Here is a 16832-nt window from a genome sequence, read left to right as displayed (position 1 = left end):
GGCCCGGCGTGCCGGCCGCGGCCCGGCGCCGCTCAGTCGGCCAGCGGCACCTCGATGACGACGCGCTCGGCGGGGTCCGTCAGGACCCGCTCGAGGTCGCCCCAGGTCGCCGCGCGCCGGTACTCCCAGCCGAGCCCGGTCACCACCGGCTCGACGTCGACGTGCTGCGGCGTCGTCATCATGCGGCGCATGTCGGCCTCCGGTGTCGTCGCCGCGACCTCGAGCCCCCGGAAGATCGCTCCCCCGCCGTCGTTCCCGACGATGACCTGCACGCGGTGCGGCTGCTCCTCGGTGCCGGTCACGAGCGCCCCGAGGTCGTGCAGGAGCGTGAGGTCGCCGAGCAGGACGCGTGTCGTGCCGACCGAGGCCGTGGAACGCTCGAGCGCGGCGGCGATCCCGAGCGCGGTCGAGATCGTCCCGTCGATGCCCGCGAGCCCGCGGTTCGCGTGCACGCGGATCGCCTTGCCCGCGACGTGCCCGTCGGCCACGCGGATGATCTGCGAGGCGCCGAGCACGAGGCGGTCGTGCGGCCAGGTCGCACCCCAGACGGCGTCCGCGAGCATCGTGCGGTCGACGGCGCGGCGGCGGAGCGCCACCTCGTCGCGGAGGAACTTGTTGCGCTCGGCACGGTCGCCGGAGCGCTTCGCATCGAGGTCGGGGCCGGCGTCGCCACCACCGAGCAGCGCGCGGCTCGTGGCGACCCACCGGCCGACCCAGGCGCGGTGCTCCGGCCGGGTGCGGCCCGTCACGCGGACGTCCGACACGAAGGTGGTCGCGGCGTCGGGCCGGGAGGCGCGGGCCGGGTCGTAGGGATCGGCCCCCGGTCCGCGGACCACGATCGTCTCGACGTCGGCGCGCTGCAGGAGCGCGGGGACCTCGCGGCTGAGGGTGGGGTGGCCGAGCACGACGGCACGGCGGACCGCACCGCCGAAGTCCGGGTCGCGCAGGAGCTCACGGTAGGTGACGACCAGGTTGCGCCCGAACCGCGCACCGCTCGACACCTCGGCGAGCAACGGCGCACCGAGCTCCCAGGCGATCCGCTCGGCGTCCGCCCCCGCGTCGTGTCCCGCGATGACGACCGTCGCGGGCTCGTCGTCCGGCGCGAGGTCGACGACCGGCAGACCGGAGTGCACCCGCCTGGTGGCGAACGCGAGGTCGACCTCGTCGTCGGGCACCGGCTGGACCGTCCCCTCGCCGAGCCCGGCCGACAGCGGTTCGCGGAAGGCGACGTTGAGCTGCACCGGCCCGGGCTGCCCCGTGTGGCCGGCAGCAGCGGCGACGACTTCGCGCACGAGTTCCCGGACGGTGGCGGCGGTGTCGGCGTCGACCCCGTGCGCGGTGGGTGCCTCGACGTCGCGGACGACGGCGACGGCCGGCCCGAAGAGCCCGGGCTGCACCGTGGTCTGGTTGCTGCCGATGCCCCGGAGCTCGTCGGGGCGGTCCGCGCTGACGACGATCATCGGCACACCGGAGTGGTGCGCTTCGAGCACGGCGGGGTGCAGGTTGGCGACCGCGGTGCCCGAGGTGGTCACGACCGCGGCGGGCCGACCGGACTCGACGGCGAGCCCGAGCGCGAAGAAGCCGGCGGTGCGCTCGTCGAGCCGGACGTGGACGCTGATGCCGCCCGCACGCTCGACGGCGACGGCAGCGAGGGCGAGCGCCTGCGACCGGGAGCCGGGGCTCACCACGACGTCGGTCACACCGGCCCGGGCGAGCTCGGTCAGGAGCGCGACGGCGAAGTCGGTCGCCGGGCTGCCGGAACCGTCCGGGCCGTCAGCGATCGGTGCGGCCGTCGTCGTCGCGGTGCTGGTCGCGGCGGTCTCGGTCGGCGCGTCGTTCTCGTTCGCGGAACTGCTGTTCGAGGTCTCGGAGGGTCTCGTCGTCCTGGTCCTTGTCCGTGCGGTGCTGCTCGGGGCCGCTGGGGCCGCCGAGGAAGTCCGGGTCGTCTTCGGGACCACGGTACCCGGAGCCACCGCCGGGACGGGTCGCCGGTGCCCGGCCGAGGACGAACCAGAGGACGCCGCCGAGCACGGGGAGCACGATCACGAGGAGGACCCACACGCCACGGCTGAGGGAACGGACACGCTCGCGGGGCATCGTGGCGCAGTCGATGGCCGCGTAGACCGTGAACGCCACGGCGGCCACGACGACGATCAGCCACAGTCGGATCATGGCCGGGAGTCTAGGTCGGCAGCCTGTGGGGTCCCTGCCGGTTGCGCATCCGTAGACTTGCGCAGGTGAAAGCGTGGCTCGTGTACACCCTGGCCCGCCTCGGCATCTTCGCCGCGGCGCTGGCACTGCTCCTGCTCCTGACGCCGATGCCCGGCTACTGGGCGACGATCGTCGCCGCGCTCGTGGCGCTGCTCATCTCGTACATCGCCCTGCCGAAGCTGCGCGGTCGCGTCACCGAGAGCCTGGCGAACCGTCGACCGGCGCCGGAGCACGACGTCGACACCGACTTCGAGGACGACTTCGTCGACGCGGCCGACAGCGACTCCCCGGTCGAGCAGCCGGTCTCCGACGCCGACCGCCACGCAGCGCGGCGCGAGCACCGCGACGACTGACCCGCCTGGCTACGGCTGGACGGCGAGCGTGATGCCGAGCACGACGCCGAACACGAGCGACGCGAACGACGAGAGCTGGAGCGCCGTGATGAGCTCCCGCGGCTTCCGCGACGAGATGCCGATCGCGAGTGCCGGCAGCGCCAGCAGCAGCGAGAAGTACGTGAACCCGGTGCGGAAGTAGAGCAGCACGAACCAGAGCAGCACGACGTACGGCAGCATCAGGAACAGGCCGTAGAGCACCCGGGCGACCGGCCGTCCGACCACGACCGCGAGGGTGCGCTTGCCCGCGAGACGGTCCTCGTCGATGTCGCGGATGTTGTTCACCATCAGCACCGCACAGGCGAAGAACCCGGCGGCGATCGCAGCGGCCCACCCGCTCGGGGTGACCCGGTCGATGAGGACGAACTGCGTGCCGAGGACGGCGACGAGTCCGAAGAACACGAACACGAAGACCTCGCCGAGGGCGTTGTACCCGTACGGCTTCTTGCCGCCGGTGTAGAACCACGCCGCGACGATGGCGGCAGCGCCCACGAGCAGGAGCCACCACAGCTGGGTGAGCACCACGATGACGATGCCGGCGACGGCTGCGAGCCCGAAGAACGTCAGCGCGACGGTCAACACGGTGCGGGGCTTCGCGAGTCCGGCTCCGGTGAGACGGGCCGGCCCGACGCGGAACTCGTCCGTGCCGCGCACCCCGTCGGAGTAGTCGTTGCTGTAGTTCACGCCGATCTGCAGGAACAGCGCGACGAGCAGCGCCAGGATCGCGATGGGCAGGTGGTGGCCCTTCGCGAGCCAGTCGCCGAAGTCACCGGCCTCACCGCTGTCCACGAACCCGACCGTCGTGCCCATCACGACGGGGACGACGCCGAGCGTCAGGGTGCGCAGGCGCGCCCCGCCGATCCAGTCGCCCGCGGTCGCGCGGCGCTTCGTGCGCTGCGGTGCCGCGGCCTTGGCCGGGTTGCCGGAGCGGTTCCTGGACCGGTTCGTGTTCTTCGTGCGTGCCACGACCGTCCATCGTATCCGCGTCCGCCGTGCGTCCGGGACGCCGGCCCAGGAGGAACGGATCACGATCGGCGGTCGACCCGCGTCCGTCAGGCGGTCGGGTCCGCGATCGCGCGGATCGCCCGGCGGTCCGGCTTGCCGGACGCGAGCATCGGGAGCCGCTCGACGACGACCACGTCGGCCGGCCGTGCGGCCCGCCCGAGGGCGTCGCCGACCGCGGCGCGGACCACGTCGAGGTCGAGCGGACGGTCGGTCACGACGACGGGGACCTCGCCCCACTCCCCCGACGCCCGACGCGTGACCACCGCACCCTCCTGCCTGTCGAGCCCGCGGACGATCCGTTCGACGGCGCCGAGCGGGACCTTCTCGCCGCCCGAGATCACGACGTCGTCGAGCCGGCCGAGCACCCGCACGACACCGCCGACGACCTCGGCGGCGTCGCCCGTGCGGTACCAGCGGTGTCCGTCGCGCTCGGTGAAGGTCGCCGCCGTGCGGTCGGGGTCGTCCAGGTAGCCCTCGGCGAGCATCGGCCCGGACAGGGCCAGCTCGCCGTCCACGAGCTCGGTGCGGACGGTGCCGAACGGGACGCCGTCGTAGACGCACCCGCCGCTCGTCTCGCTCGCGCCGTAGGTCGTCACGATCCGGACGCCGGCGGCGCTGGCCCGGTCACGGAGCGGCGCCGGGGTCGCCTGCCCGCCGACGAGCACGGCGTCGAACCCCGCGAGGGCACGGGTGGCCCGCTCGTCATCGAGCACCCGGGCGAGCTGCACCGGGACGAGCGAGGTGTAGCGCCGCGGTGCCCCGGGACCGGTGACGAGCCGGTCGGCCGCGTCGGCGAACGCACCCGCGTCGAAGTGCCCGGGAGCGACGACGACGGGCGCCGTCCCCGCGGTGATCGACCGGGTCAGGACGTTGAGCCCCGCGATGTAGTGCGTCGGCAACGCGAGCACCCAGCCGCCGGGGCCCCCGAGTGCCGCGTCCGCCGCAGCGGCACCGGCGAGGAGCGCCTCCGACGAGAGCGCCACGCGCTTGCCGGTGCCGGTGGACCCGCTCGTCTCGACGACCAGGGCGACCCGCTGCGGGACGGTGGCCGGAGCAGGTGTCGGCAGCGCCGGGGCGCCGTCCGCGACCGGGAGCAGGGCGGGGCCGCCGGCGAGTGCCGCCTCCAGGCCCCGCAGCACGACCGACGGGTCCGACGTGCCGGTCGCGACCAGCGGACGGGCCATCAGTAGTGCCAGGGGAAGGACGTCCACTCGGGCGCGCGCTTCTCGAGGAAGGAGTCACGACCCTCGACCGCCTCGTCGGTGCCGTAGGCGAGCCGCGTGGCCTCACCGGCGAACACCTGCTGGCCGACCATGCCGTCGTCGACCGCGTTGAAGGCGTACTTGAGCATCCGGATCGCCGTCGGGGACTTGCCGAGCACGATCTCGCCCCAGCGGATCGCCTCGCGCTCGAGGTCCTCGTGCGGGACGACGGCGTTCACGGCGCCCATCTCGTACGCGCGCTGCGCCGAGTACTCCTGCGCGAGGAAGAAGACCTCACGCGCGAACTTCTGGCCGATCTGCTTGGCGTAGTAGGCGCTGCCGTACCCGCCGTCGAACGACCCCACGTCGGCGTCGGTCTGCTTGAACTTCCCGTGCTCGGCGCTCGCGATGGTGAGGTCGCAGATCGCGTGCAACGAGTGGCCCCCACCCGCCGCCCACCCCGGGACGACGGCGATGACGACCTTGGGCATCATCCGGATCAGGCGCTGGACCTCGAGGATGTGCAGCCGCCCCATCGACGCCTGCGCCGCTGCCGGGTCGACCCCCTCGGGCGGGGCGCCCTCGTCACCGACGTACTGGTAGCCGCTCCGGCCGCGGATGCGCTGGTCGCCGCCGGAGCAGAACGCCCAACCGCCGTCCTTCGGGCTCGGGCCGTTGCCGGTGAGGAGCACGACGCCGACACGCGGGTCCTGCCGGGCGTCGTCGAGCGCGCGGTACAGCTCGTCGACGGTGCGCGGACGGAAGGCGTTCCGCACCTCGGGCCGGTCGAACGCGACCCGGACGATCCCGTGGGAGACGTGCTTGTGGTACGTGATGTCGGTGAACTGCTCCGCGATCGGAGCCGCGGTCCAGACGTCGGGGTCGAACAGGTCGGAGACGGGAGCAGCCATGCTCCAACGCTACCGCCGCGTGCTACAGCCCCGCGCCGTCCGTCGCGGCCGAACCGCCCATGTCGGTCAGCAGCTCGGGGGCGACGATCACGAGCAGCACGATGAGGATCACCGGGTTCGCGAAGAACGCCACGACGACCCCGACGGCGCCGTACCAGCGGCCGAACGACCCCACCGCGGCGACGAACCCGAGCACCGCGGCGATGAGCGTGAGGAAGACCACCACGAAGCAGATGCCGAACGCGAAGTCGGTGTCGCCGCCCATGAAGACGGCGAAGGCGCTCGCGTCGACCGCGGCGGAGACGACCGCGAGCCCCAGGGCGATCTTGCCGACCACGGGGTTGCGCTTCTTGCGCCCCTTCTGGGCTTCCTGCCGGACGTCGACGGTGTTCCGCTGCATGAGCCGGGCGAACTCGCCCGTGTCGCGACCGGGGGCCTGCGCACGCGCGCCCGGGGCCTGCGCGCGCGCCGAGGACGGTGCTGCGGATCGCTGCGACGCGCGCTGCTGCGGTTCCGGCGCCACAGGTCCTCCCTCGTCCTCGGTGCTGGTTTTGGGGTGCCGACCGTGGCCGACGTTCGTGCTGGGGTGCCGACCGTGGCCGACCGATGCAGACTAGTGCGCTGCCCTGGCGGTCCGCTCCGAGGAACCGTGGGGTGCCCTGGGTGCTCCTGGGATGATGGCCAGGTGCTCCCCGACCTCGACGACCTCCTCTCCGACGCGCACGTCGTGGCGCTGCCCATGCGGGTGCGGTTCCGCGGCATCACGGTGCGCGAGGCCCTCGTCCTGCGCGGTTCGGCCGGGTGGACCGAGTTCTCCCCGTTCGTCGAGTACGACGACGCCGAGGCCGCCGCATGGCTCCGGGCCGCGGTCGACTTCGGCTGGACGACGCACGAGCCCGCCGCGGACAGCGTCCCCGTGAACGCCACCGTGCCGGCGATCGCTCCGGACGGCGTCGCGGACCTCCTCGCGCGGTACCCGGGCTGCACGACCGCCAAGGTGAAGGTCGCCGAACCCGGCACCACGATCGACGACGACGTGGCCCGCGTCGCCGAGGTCCGACGGGTGATGGGCCCCTCAGCCGCGGTCCGCGTGGACGCGAACGGGCTCTGGAGCGTCGACTCCGCCGCAGAGGCCCTCGAGCGCCTCGCCCCGTTCGACCTGCAGTACGCCGAGCAGCCGTGCCGCACGGTGCCGGAACTCGCCGAGCTCCGGCAGCGGATCGCTGGGCTCGGCGTGCCGATCGCCGCGGACGAGAGCGTCCGCAAGGCCTCGGACCCGCTCGCCGTCGCCCGGGCCGGTGCCGCCGACGTCCTCGTCGTGAAGGCGCAGCCCCTCGGAGGCATCACTGCCGCGCGTGCGGTCGTCGCCGACGCCGGGCTCCCCTGCGTGGTCTCGAGTGCGCTCGACACGTCGGTCGGGCTGGGGATGGGAGCGTTCCTCGCGGCCGAGGCGATGTCGCCCGGGTACGCCGCGGGGCTCGGCACCGCGGCGATGTTCACGTCGGACGTGTCGGCGGCGCCGCTGCTGCCGGTGGACGGGCGGGTGCCGGTGCGGCGGGTCGAGGTCGACCGGGACCTGCTCGAGCGGAACGCGGCGTCGCCGGAGCGTGCCGCGTGGTGGCTCGCGCGGCTCGAGCGGGTGCACGCGCTCCTCGCCGGCTGACCGCCCGCCCGGCCGCCCGGGTCCGCCCGGTCGCACGACATGCCGCTCACGTTCGCCGAGGTCGCACGTTCGGTCGCTCCGACGCGCGCCGGGCGACGGATTGCGCGACCTCGCGCTCGCGCCTGGGCTCGCACCGGGGCTCGGGCCTCGGGCTCGCGCCTCGGACTCGCGCCGACGACGGACGGGAGGCGCGGTGCCAGCTGGCACCGCGCCTCCCGTCCGGTCGTGGTCGCGACCAGGGCCGCGTCAGCGACCCGTCCGGATCAGAGTCCGGAGTAGCTGTGCAGGCCCTTGAAGAACACGTTCACGACCGAGAAGTTGAACATCACAGCGGCGAAGCCGATGAGGGCCAGCCAGGACGACCGCGCGCCACGCCACCCGCGGGTCGCACGCGCGTGGATGTACCCGGCGTAGACCACCCAGATGATGAAGGTCCAGACCTCCTTCGTGTCCCACCCCCAGTAGCGACCCCAGGCGCGCTCGGCCCAGATCGCACCGGCGATGAGCGTGAAGGTCCAGAGGACGAACCCGACGAGCAGGACGCGGTAGGTGAGGACCTCGAGCCGGTCGGCATCCGGCAGCGTCTCCATGAAGCGGAGCTTGCCCGAGGCGGTCCGACCCTGGCGGTAGGTCTGCACGAGCTGCGCCACGGCGAGCCCGGCACCCAGGGCGAAGAAGCCCGTGCCGGCGATGGCGACGAAGACGTGGATCACGAGCCAGTACGACTGCAGCGCGGGCTGCAGCGGCACGACGGGCACCCAGTAGTTCACGGTCGCGATGCCGAGCAGGATGATCGTGAGGCCGGTGATGAAGACGCCGAGGAACTTCAGGTTCTGCCAGAACTGCACGAGCAGGAAGATCAGGGTGATCAGCGCCGTGCCGGTCAGCGAGAACTCGAACATGTTGCCCCACGGCACGCGGTCGGCCGCGATCCCGCGCAGGACGACGGACGCGACGTGCAGCACGAGCGCCAGGATCGTCATCGCCATGCCGACCCGCTCGAACTTCGTCCCGCGGCGCCCGGCTCGTTCGTCGGTGACGGCGACCTGCTCGAGGACGACGGTGCCGCCCTGGACGGTCGCGACGGTCCGCTCCGCGCCGGCGGCGGGCGCCGCAGCGGCGTCGGACGCAGCCGTCACGTTGCCGGCCCGCTTCGCCATGTCGAGGGCGAACGCGATGAACGCGATGACGTAGACCGCCATGGCGGAGTACGTCAGCACGACCGAGTAGGTCGCGAGGTTCGTGGTCATGTCGTTCACTGGGGCATCCTAACTCCGAGGTCCGACGTGTGGCGCTTGGCGATGTCCGCCACTGCTCGTTCGAGGTTCGGGTCCTCGCCGCGTGCGAGGCCCGCGTACTCGAGGTCGTAGCCCGGCTCGGCGTCGGCGCTGCCGTCGCGGCGCGGCACGACCTTCACCCACACGCGACGGCGCGGGACGAAGAGCGACGTGAGGAGCCCGAGGACGGACAGCACGGCGAAGCCGCCGACCCACAGCTGCGACGGGTCGTGGTGGACGTCGAGCGAGACGTAGCGCTTCACCCCGTCGAACGTGATCGACCCCGCGCCGTCCGGCAGCGTCTTGGTCTGCCCGGGCTTCAGCTCGACACTGGCGGTCTTGGACTGGCGGCCCGCGATCTGCTGCAGGCCGCTCGTGTCGAGCGTGTAGACGCTCTGCGGGACGCCGTCGTCGAGCCCGAGGTCACCCGTGTAGACCTGCAGGGTCAGCAGCGGGTTCTGGTCGTCCGGGTAGGCGCTGGCGTACGCGCCGGTCGAGAGCTTCGACGCCGTCGGGTAGAAGAACCCGACCATGCCGAGCTGGTCCGGCAACGCGTCCGGCACCTTGATGACGCCGGTCGACGTGTAGTTCGCGTCCTCGGGGAGGAACGGAACGGTGTCCTGGAACGCCACGTTGCCGTCGCCGTCGCGCACGGTGACGTCCATCGCGTAGCCGTTGCCGAGGAGGTAGACGTTGGTGCCGCCGACGCTCACCGGGTCGTTGACGCCGAGTCGGCTCGTCTGCTTGGAGCCGCCCTTCTCCTGCGTCGTGACCGTCGCCGAGTAGTCGAGCGCCTGGCCGAGGGCGTCGAGGTTCCGCTCCTCGTACTTGGTGACGAACTTGTCGAGCGTGAAGTTGTAGCCCTTGAGGTCGCTCTGCTGGAACCAGCGGCCGGGGTTGAACGAGTCGTACGAGCCGAGCACGTTCGAGAACGTCTGGCCCTCGACGAGGAGCCGCTGACCGGTGTACCCGAACCCGCCGCCGACGCCGACTGCGAGCAGCACGCCCACGAGCGCCGCGTGGAACACCAGGTTGCCGGTCTCGCGCAGGTAGCCGCGCTCGGCGCTCACCGAGTCGCCGAAGCGTTCGACGCGGTAGCCGGAGCGCTTGAGGATCGCCATCGCGCGGGTGACCGCGTGCTCCGGCGTGACGCCCTCGCCGTCGACGGCGACCGAGCGGTAGCCGGCCAGACGGCTCAGGCGGACCGGGGTCTTCGGCGGTCGGGTGCGCAGCGCCTGCCAGTGGTGCTTCGTGCGCGGGACGATGCAGCCGATCAGGGAGACGAAGAGCAGCAGGTAGATCGCCGAGAACCACACCGACGTGTAGGTGTCGAAGACCTGCAGCTTGTCGAGGACCGGGAAGAGCTGCGGGTGGTCGGCCTTGTACTGGACGACGCCGTTCGGGTCGGCCGTGCGCTGCGGGACCAGGGACCCCGGGATCGCCGCGAGTGCCAGGAGCATGAGGAGGAACAGCGCCGTGCGCATGCTCGTGAGCTGCCGCCAGAAGAAGCGGAGGTACCCGACGGCCCCGAGCTTCGGCTGGTTGACGCCGGAGTCGCCCGACCCGCCTGCAGCCGTCTCCGGGCCGGATCCGTCGACGTGGTCCGACGGTCGCTGCGGGTCCGCCGAGGTGTCGGTGGAGTCGATGTCGGGGTCAGACTGCGGGGACAAAGGTCTGGATCACCGCCCCGACGCTCGACATGACGGCCGACCAGATGCCGGTGACCATGAGCAGACCGATGACGATCAGGATCGCTCCTCCGATGATGTTGACGATGCGCATGTGGCGCTTCACCGCGCGGATCGCACCCGTGGCCCAGCCGGCGCCGAGCGCGACGAGGATGAACGGGATGCCGAGGCCGAGGCAGTACGCGACACCGAGCCACATGCCCTGCCAGGCGCTGCCGGACTGGACGCTGAGCAGGTTGATCGCCGCGAGGGTCGGGCCGAGGCAGGGCGTCCAGCCGAGCCCGAACACGATGCCCAGCAGGGGCGCACCGACCAGGCCGGTCGCGGGCGTCCACCCGGGCTTGATCGTTCGCTGCAGGAAGGTGAAGCGGCCGACGAAGACGAGACCCATCGCGATGACGACGACGCCGAGGATCTGCGTGATGAGGTCGCGCCACCGGACGAGCCAGAACCCGAGCGCGCCGAAGACCGTCGTGTACGCCACGAACACCGCGGTGAAGCCGAGGATGAACAGCAGCACCCCGAGCACCACGCGTCCGCGGCGCTGTCCGCCCTCGGCGACGCCGCCGACGTAGCCGAGGTAGCCCGGCACGAGGGGCAGCACGCACGGGGACAAGAACGACACGAGCCCGGCGAGTGCCGCGACGGGGAGCGCCACGGCCATCTGCCCGCTGAGGATCGCGTCGGCGAAGGGGTTGCTGGACACGGGTCAGGAAGCCTTGCCCGACAACTCGTCGGAGACGAGCGTGTTCAGGATGCCCGGGCCGTCGACCGCACCGAGGACGCGGGCGGCGACGCGGCCCTGCTTGTCGAGCACGATCGTGGCGGGCACGGCGTTCGGGGCGATCTGTCCGGAGAGCGCGAGCTGCATCGCGCCGGTCTTCTGGTCGAGCACCGTCGGGTAGTCGACCTTGAAGGTTCGCTCGAACGCCTCGGCGGTGGCCTGCTCGTCACGCACGTTGACGCCGATGAACTGGACGTCGTCGTCGGCGAACTGGTCGTGGACCGTGTTGAGGTACTTCGCCTCGGCACGGCACGGCGGGCAGCCGGCGTACCAGAAGTTGAGGACGACGACCTTGCCCCTGAGCTCCTTCGACGACAGGGTCTCGCCGTCGATGTCCTTCGCCTCGAAGTCGACCGCGTCGGTGCGCTTGTCGGCGGCGACCTCGGTCACGGCGCCGTCACCGGAGATGTAGTTCTGGGTCGTGCCACTGCCGTACTGCTTCGACAGCGAGTCGTTGTCGGACGAGCACCCCGTCAGGACGAGGGCGGCGGTCACCGCCGTCGCCGCGAGCACCGCGAACCGCTTGCTCCTGCTGGTGATCACACTGCTCCTTCGTCGATGGCGGTCGCGCGCAGGGCCTGCGCCGGGTCCGCGTACCCGACTTCGGTGAACCGACCGGACGAGGTGGCGGGTACACGCTCGACGGTGGTGATGCTGGAGAGGTCGCAGCGTCGCTTGCGCGGATCGTGCCAGAGCTGCTCGCCAGCGAGACGGCGGTGCACCATCCAGATCGGCAGCTGGTGGCTGACGAGGACGACGTCACCGTCGTCGACGCTCTCCCACGCCGTGGCGATCGCCGCGAGCATCCGGTTCGCGATGGACTCGTACGCCTCGCCCCAGCTCGGCCGGAACGGGTTCGCGATCCAGGGCCACTCGGCCGGGCGTCCGAGCGAACGCTTGGTGAAGCCCGGGGGCTGCCCCTCGTACCGGTTGGTCGGCTCGATGAGCCGCTCGTCGAGGGCGACCTCGAGCCCGAAGGCCTCGGACCAGGGCGCCGCGGACTCCTGCGTGCGCTGCAACGGCGAGGCCACGATCCGCCGGACGTCGACGCCGGCGTCCTTCCACGCGGTCGCGGAGGCGAGGGCCATCTGCTTGCCGAGGTCGCTCAACCCGAAGCCGGGGAGCCGCCCGTAGAGGACACGGTCCGGGTTGTGCACCTCGCCGTGACGGACGAGGTGGATTCGGGACGCGGGCATGGGTTCCAGTGTAGGTCGCTCAGGGGTTCCCACCGCCCGCACAGGGGATTCACCGGATGCGGAACCACTCAGCCCAGTTCGCCGGAGAGCCGCCCGTGGAGCGCCGTGGACCCGGTGTTGAGGTGCACCACCTCGACCGTTGACCCGTGCTTCGCGAAGCGCTGCTCGACCCCGTCGAGGGCCGCGACCGTGCTGGCGTCGAACACGTGCGCGTCGGACATGTCGATGACGACGTGCTCGGGGTCCTCGGCGTAGGAGAAGCGGGTGACGAGGTCGTTCGACGAGGCGAAGAACAGCGCCCCGCGGACCCGGTAGCGGACCGTGTGCTCGTCGACGACCTCACGCGCGACGGTCACCACGTGGGCTGCTCGGCGGGCGAAGACGAGCGCGGCGACGACCACCCCGACGAGCACGCCGGTCGCGAGGTTGTCCGTGGCGACGACGACCACGACCGTGATCACCATCACCGCGGTCTCGCCGAGGGGCATCCGCCGGAGCGTGCGGGGGCGGATGCTGTGCCAGTCGAAGGTGGCGACGCAGACCATGATCATCACGGCGGTGAGCGCGGCCATCGGGATCTCGGCCACGAGGTCGTGCAGGACGATCGTCAGCACGAGCACCGACGCTCCGGCGGCGAACGTGGAGATGCGCGTCCGGGCCCCGGCCGTCTTCACGTTGATGACGGTCTGGCCGATCATCGCGCAGCCACCGGTGCCGCCGAAGAAGGCCGACGCGACGTTCGCGATGCCCTGGCCCCACGACTCACGCCACTTGCTCGAACCGGTCTCGGTGATCGAGTCGACGAGCTGCGCGGTGAGGAGCGTCTCGATGAGCCCGACGATCGCGACCCCGAAGGCGTACGGCGCGATGGTCTGCAGCGTGTCCAGCGAGAACGGCGTGGTGATGCCGCTGAACCCGGGCAGCGCGCTCGGCAGCGCACCCTCGTCGCCGACCGTGGGCACGGCGACGCCGAACAGGATCGTGATCGCGGTGATCACGACGACGGCGACGAGCGGTGCCGGGACCGCCTTCGTGACGAACGGGAACCCGATGATGACGGCGACGCCGAGCGCCGTGAGCGCCCAGACCACCGCCGGCACGTCCGGCCCGAACAAGTTCGGCAGCTGCGCGGTGAAGATCAGGATGGCGAGGGCGTTCACGAACGCGACGTTCACGCTGCGCGGGATGAACCGCATCAGCCGGGCGACCCCGAGGAAGCCGAGCACGATCTGGATGAGGCCGCCGAGGACGATCGTCGGGACGAGGTACGCGATCCCGTGGTCGCGCACGAGCGGGGCGATCACGAGCGCCACGGACCCGGCAGCGGCGGAGATCATCGCCGGACGGCCGCCCACGATCGAGATCACGACGGCGATGACGACGCTCGAGAAGAGCCCCACCGCCGGGTCGACCCCGGCGACGACCGAGAAGGAGATCGCCTCGGGGATGAGCGCGAGCGCGGTGACGATCCCGGCGAGGACCTCGCGCGTGAGGAGGCGGGGCGAACGCAGGGCGCTGAGGACGCTCGGAGCGGTGGGAGCGTGGGTGGTCACGGACATCGCCCTGAACTCTACCCTCACGTGAGGGTAGAGTCGTCCCCGTGAGCACCACGATGCACATCGGCGAACTGGCCGACCGCGCCGGGATGTCCCTCCGCACGATCCGGCACTACGACGAGGTCGGGCTGCTCGTGCCGAGCGGACGGACGACCGGCGGGTTCCGGGTCTACACGGAACAGGACCTCGAACGGCTGCTCGTGATCCGGCGGATGAAGCCGCTCGGGTTCACGCTGGACGAGATGGCCGAGCTGCTCCGGGTCGTCGACGGTCTGGCCGCGAAGGACCCCGGGGACGCGCCAGCGCTGGCCGCACGGCTCGACGAGTTCCTCGTGGACGCGCGGGCGCGGCACGCGAAGCTCATCGAGCGGGCGGGCATGGCCGAGGAGTTCATCGGGACGCTCGGCAGCCTGCGCGCTTCACTCCCGTGACAGCTCCCCCGCCGCGGGCGGCCGGGCCGCGAGCCCCTCGACCCGTGCCGTCGTGCGGGGCCTCCCTCCAGCTCGCGACCCGGCCACGTCAGGAACGCTACGGAGACATCGGACCCGGCCCGCACCTCCGGGCCCACCCTGTGGACGATGCCGGACGCCAGCCGACCTGTGGAGGAACGAACGCACCCGACGACGGCGCCCGAGGCGCAACCGGTAGACTCGACCACCGTGATCGAACGCACCCGCATCGCCGACCTCGCCGCACGCCCCGACGGCTCCGTCTCCGTCGCCGGATGGGTGGAGACCGTCCGAGACCAGAAGAAGGTGCAGTTCGTCGTCCTCCGTGACGAGTCCGGCGCCGCACAGCTCGTCAACCCCGCCACACGCGAAGCGGTCGAGGGCGACGACGCCTCCGCCGCCGCACTCGCGACGACCGAGGCGATCTCCGGCCTCGCGCACGGCACCTTCGTGCACGTGCAGGGCACCCTGAAGCACGACGAGCGCGTCAAGCTCGGCGGGCTCGAGGTCAAGGTCGGCGACCTGACCGTCATCAGCGCCGCCGTCCCGGAGACCCCGATCGCGGACGATTCCTCGCTCGACAAGCGCCTCGACTGGCGCTTCCTCGACCTGCGCAACCGCAAGCAGAACCTCATCTTCCGCATCCAGACGACGATGGAGCACGCGTTCCGCACGTACTGGGTCGAGCGTGACTACATCGAGATCCACACCCCGAAGCTGATGGCCTCGGCGTCCGAGTCGCGTGCCGAGCTCTTCCAGCTCGAGTACTTCGAGACGACGGCGTACCTCGCGCAGTCGCCGCAGAACTTCAAGCAGATGGCGCAGCCGGCCGGCTTCGGCGCGGTCTTCGAGATCGCCGACGCCTTCCGTGCGGACCCGTCGTTCACGAGCCGCCACGCGACCGAGTTCACGAGCGTCGACGCCGAGATCTCGTGGGTCGAGTCGCACGAGGACGTCATGGCCATGCACGAGGAGCTCCTCGTCGCCGGCTTCACCGCCGTCAAGGAGAAGTACGGCACCGAGATCGAAGCGGTCTTCGGCTTCGAGTTCGTCGTCCCGACCGCACCCTTCCCGCGCGTGACCCTGGCCGAGGCCCGGAAGATCGTCGCCGACAGCGGCTACGAGGTCGTCCGCGCCGACGGTGACCTCGACCCCGAGGGCGAGCGCCGCGTGAGCGCCTGGGCGAAGGAGACGCACGGTTCGGAGTTCGTCTTCGTCACCGACTACGACGCGTCGATCCGCCCGTACTACCACATGCGTCACGCCGACGACCCGACGCTCACGAACAGCTACGACCTGCTGTTCAACGGTGCCGAGATCTCCACGGGTGCACAGCGTGAGCACCGTGTCGACACCCTGACGGCACAGGCCGTCGAGAAGGGCCTCGACCCCGAGGAGCTCGGCTGGTACCTCGACTTCTTCCGCTACGGCGTGCCGCCGCACGGTGGGTTCGGCATGGGCCTGGCGCGCGTGCTCATGCTCGCGCTGCACGAGCCGTCCATCCGCGAGGTCACGTACCTGTTCCGCGGCCCGACGCGCCTCACCCCGTAGTCCGCGGCACGGCCGCCGGCCTTCGTGTGCAGAAATGGTCGCTTCCCGAGTCGGGAGGCGACCATTTCTGCTCACGAAGCGAGCGAGGCGCGCGGCGCGGCGCGGCGCGGGCCAGGAGGCGCGGCTCAGCTCTCCCAGTCGATGGCCGCCCGCCCCGTGACCAGGCCACGGATCTCGGCTGCCGCGGCCTGGTGCTGCGGGTGCACCTGGTACTCGTCGAGGCCGGCGAGGTCGTCGAAGGTCGCCACGACGGCGACGTCCTGGTTCTTCCCCGGGTAGGCGACGTTCTCGACGACCTGCAGGGAACGGATCGAGTCGACGGTGCCGATCAGCCCGACGAGGAGCTCGCGGATCCGCTCGACGGACTGTGCGCGGTCGAGGTCCTCGCGCAGGGTCCAGGAGACGACGTGGTGGATCATGCGCGGGCCTCGGCCTTCTCGAGGGCACGGTGGAGCCGATCGGCGTCGACGTGCCAGTTGCTGTGGACACGCCCGTCGACCAGGACGACCGGGATGTCCTCCGCGTACTCCAGGCGGAGGGCGTCGTCGTCGAGGATGGACAGCTCCTGCAGGGTCGTCCCCGGGTGTTCGGCAACGACGCGTTCGACGACCGGTCGGGCGTCGTCGCAGAGGTGGCAGCCGGGCTTGGTCAGCAGGGTCACGGCGGGCATGGGACCACCATATCCGCCCCCGGAAACGCGAAAGCCCCGGCGAACCGGGGCATGACGCTGCAGGCTCGGGGCCTACTTCTTGTTGCGACGCTGGTGGCGCGTCTTGCGAAGCAGCTTGCGGTGCTTCTTCTTCGCCATGCGCTTGCGACGCTTCTTGATGACAGAACCCATACGGACCTCACTCGGACTGATGTTGTGTGGACACCGGGCCAACGAGACCGCGGAAAAACAACCCCGCCGAGTCTAGCGGAGGCCTGACGCGATGTCGAACGGGCCG

19 protein-coding genes are annotated in these 16832 nt (G+C 71.5%); 4 read left to right on the top strand and 15 right to left on the bottom strand.

Annotated features, from left to right (window positions below):
• Nucleotides 1-32: 32 nt before the first annotated feature.
• Nucleotides 33-1781 (bottom strand): 2-succinyl-5-enolpyruvyl-6-hydroxy-3-cyclohexene-1-carboxylic-acid synthase, encoded by a 1749-nt coding sequence (gene menD / locus HWD93_RS13660; RefSeq protein WP_261647101.1) that lies wholly within the window; start codon nt 1779-1781, stop codon nt 33-35.
• Nucleotides 1774-2172 (bottom strand): PLDc N-terminal domain-containing protein, encoded by a 399-nt coding sequence (locus tag HWD93_RS13655; RefSeq protein WP_071296707.1) that lies wholly within the window; start codon nt 2170-2172, stop codon nt 1774-1776. The genes menD and HWD93_RS13655 overlap by 8 nt, the downstream gene beginning before the upstream one ends.
• 65 nt (nt 2173-2237) lie before the next feature.
• Between HWD93_RS13655 and HWD93_RS13650 the strand changes: the two genes are divergently transcribed.
• Nucleotides 2238-2564 carry a DUF4229 domain-containing protein gene (locus HWD93_RS13650; protein WP_071296706.1) on the top strand — a complete coding sequence of 109 codons (327 nt, stop codon included), beginning with the start codon at nt 2238-2240 and terminating at the stop codon, nt 2562-2564.
• Nucleotides 2565-2573: 9 nt separating this feature from the next.
• On the opposite strand, the gene HWD93_RS13645 is transcribed toward HWD93_RS13650, so the two are convergent.
• The 4 genes from HWD93_RS13645 to HWD93_RS13630 all read right to left on the bottom strand — a co-directional run bounded on the left by HWD93_RS13645 (nt 2574) and on the right by HWD93_RS13630 (nt 6244).
• Nucleotides 2574-3569: a 1,4-dihydroxy-2-naphthoate polyprenyltransferase gene (locus tag HWD93_RS13645; protein ID WP_261647097.1), complete on the bottom strand. Its 996-nt coding sequence runs from the start codon at nt 3567-3569 to the stop codon at nt 2574-2576.
• An 86-nt stretch (nt 3570-3655) separates the two neighbouring features.
• Entirely contained in the window at nt 3656-4792 is a 1137-nt protein-coding gene (locus tag HWD93_RS13640) for an AMP-binding protein (protein ID WP_261647096.1), read from the bottom strand.
• Complete coding sequence (locus HWD93_RS13635; protein ID WP_261647095.1) at nt 4792-5721, bottom strand: 1,4-dihydroxy-2-naphthoyl-CoA synthase; 930 nt, start codon at nt 5719-5721, stop codon at nt 4792-4794. The genes HWD93_RS13640 and HWD93_RS13635 overlap by 1 nt, the downstream gene beginning before the upstream one ends.
• Before the next feature lie 22 nt (nt 5722-5743).
• Complete coding sequence (locus HWD93_RS13630) at nt 5744-6244, bottom strand: hypothetical protein (protein ID WP_071302597.1); 501 nt, start codon at nt 6242-6244, stop codon at nt 5744-5746.
• Nucleotides 6245-6406: 162 nt separating this feature from the next.
• Here HWD93_RS13630 and HWD93_RS13625 point away from each other — a divergent pair, with 162 nt between their 5' ends.
• A complete protein-coding gene (locus tag HWD93_RS13625) occupies nt 6407-7384 on the top strand; it encodes an o-succinylbenzoate synthase (RefSeq protein WP_261647094.1) in 978 nt (325 codons plus the stop codon).
• Nucleotides 7385-7647: 263 nt separating this feature from the next.
• Here HWD93_RS13625 and ccsB read toward each other — a convergent pair whose 3' ends face one another.
• The 6 genes from ccsB to HWD93_RS13595 form a co-directional block, all read right to left on the bottom strand.
• A complete protein-coding gene (ccsB, locus tag HWD93_RS13620; protein WP_071296730.1) occupies nt 7648-8634 on the bottom strand; it encodes a c-type cytochrome biogenesis protein CcsB in 987 nt (328 codons plus the stop codon).
• 5 nt (nt 8635-8639) lie between these two features.
• Nucleotides 8640-10331, bottom strand: coding sequence for a cytochrome c biogenesis protein ResB (locus HWD93_RS13615; protein WP_261647093.1), 1692 nt, complete (start codon nt 10329-10331; stop codon nt 8640-8642).
• A complete protein-coding gene (locus tag HWD93_RS13610) occupies nt 10315-11013 on the bottom strand; it encodes a cytochrome c biogenesis CcdA family protein (protein WP_261647100.1) in 699 nt (232 codons plus the stop codon). The genes HWD93_RS13615 and HWD93_RS13610 overlap by 17 nt, the downstream gene beginning before the upstream one ends.
• Before the next feature lie 45 nt (nt 11014-11058).
• Nucleotides 11059-11676 (bottom strand): TlpA disulfide reductase family protein, encoded by a 618-nt coding sequence (locus tag HWD93_RS13605; protein WP_261647092.1) that lies wholly within the window; start codon nt 11674-11676, stop codon nt 11059-11061.
• Nucleotides 11673-12329 (bottom strand): histidine phosphatase family protein, encoded by a 657-nt coding sequence (locus HWD93_RS13600; RefSeq protein WP_092386333.1) that lies wholly within the window; start codon nt 12327-12329, stop codon nt 11673-11675. The genes HWD93_RS13605 and HWD93_RS13600 overlap by 4 nt, the downstream gene beginning before the upstream one ends.
• A gap of 68 nt (nt 12330-12397) precedes the next feature.
• A complete protein-coding gene (locus HWD93_RS13595; protein WP_071296701.1) occupies nt 12398-13888 on the bottom strand; it encodes a SulP family inorganic anion transporter in 1491 nt (496 codons plus the stop codon).
• 53 nt (nt 13889-13941) lie between these two features.
• On the opposite strand from HWD93_RS13595, the gene HWD93_RS13590 reads away from it, so the two are divergent.
• Complete coding sequence (locus tag HWD93_RS13590) at nt 13942-14316, top strand: MerR family transcriptional regulator (RefSeq protein WP_261647099.1); 375 nt, start codon at nt 13942-13944, stop codon at nt 14314-14316.
• 228 nt (nt 14317-14544) lie between these two features.
• Entirely contained in the window at nt 14545-15885 is a 1341-nt protein-coding gene (gene aspS / locus HWD93_RS13585; RefSeq protein WP_261647091.1) for an aspartate--tRNA(Asn) ligase, read from the top strand.
• 125 nt (nt 15886-16010) lie between these two features.
• Here aspS and HWD93_RS13580 read toward each other — a convergent pair whose 3' ends face one another.
• The 3 genes from HWD93_RS13580 to HWD93_RS13570 form a co-directional block, all read right to left on the bottom strand.
• Nucleotides 16011-16304: a Dabb family protein gene (locus HWD93_RS13580; protein ID WP_071296699.1), complete on the bottom strand. Its 294-nt coding sequence runs from the start codon at nt 16302-16304 to the stop codon at nt 16011-16013.
• Nucleotides 16301-16555: a glutaredoxin family protein gene (locus HWD93_RS13575; RefSeq protein ID WP_071296698.1), complete on the bottom strand. Its 255-nt coding sequence runs from the start codon at nt 16553-16555 to the stop codon at nt 16301-16303. The genes HWD93_RS13580 and HWD93_RS13575 overlap by 4 nt, the downstream gene beginning before the upstream one ends.
• A 72-nt stretch (nt 16556-16627) precedes the next feature.
• Nucleotides 16628-16726 carry a 30S ribosomal protein bS22 gene (locus HWD93_RS13570; protein WP_003792170.1) on the bottom strand — a complete coding sequence of 33 codons (99 nt, stop codon included), beginning with the start codon at nt 16724-16726 and terminating at the stop codon, nt 16628-16630.
• Between the last annotated feature and the right edge of the window lie 106 nt (nt 16727-16832).

Source organism: Curtobacterium sp. C2H10 (assembly GCF_025407985.1).
GTDB lineage: Bacteria > Actinomycetota > Actinomycetes > Actinomycetales > Microbacteriaceae > Curtobacterium.
This window is presented reverse-complemented; position numbering and strand designations above follow the sequence as displayed.